Below are 562 nucleotides of genomic sequence, written 5' to 3' on the forward strand. Positions count from 1 at the left end.
CGGATCGAGCGCTGGCCTATTGCCGGCGGCTTCACCATCAGCCGGGGCGCCAAGACAGAAGCCGTTGTGATTGTGGCCGAGGTAAGTCGCCAAGGCCCCAACGGTAAGGCCATTGTCGGGCGCGGCGAGTGCGTTCCCTATGCCCGTTATGGCGAGACGCCGGAGGGAACACTGGAGGCCATCCTCGCCATGCAGGGCGCGCTCGATGGCGGGCTGGACCGGTTAGGGCTGCAAGGGGAGATGCGTGCAGGTGCCGCCCGCAACGCGCTCGACTGCGCCCTGTGGGACCTTGAGGCGAAGGTGGCGGAAAAGCGCATCTGGGAGCTCCTTGGCCTCTCCGCGCCGCGCCCGCTGACCACGGCCTATACGATCTCGCTGGGGACACCTGAGACCATGGCGGAAGCAACCGCCAAGGCTGCCCGCCGCCCGCTGCTCAAGATCAAGCTCGGGGGCGACGGCGACGAGGCCCGGATCGCCGCCGTACGGAAGGCTGCGCCGGACGCCGAACTGATCGTGGATGCCAACGAGGCCTGGACCGACGGTAACCTGGAACGGCATCTCG

Annotated in this window: 1 pseudogene; it reads left to right on the forward strand. The window is 68.0% G+C overall.

Features of this window, described 5'->3' with window-relative positions:
* Positions 1–562 (forward strand): annotated as a pseudogene (locus tag ACP4IX_RS36525) (dipeptide epimerase); the annotation flags it as partial.

The sequence above is a fragment of the Streptomyces sp. WG5 genome, from assembly GCF_049974565.1.
Taxonomy (GTDB): domain Bacteria; phylum Actinomycetota; class Actinomycetes; order Streptomycetales; family Streptomycetaceae; genus Streptomyces.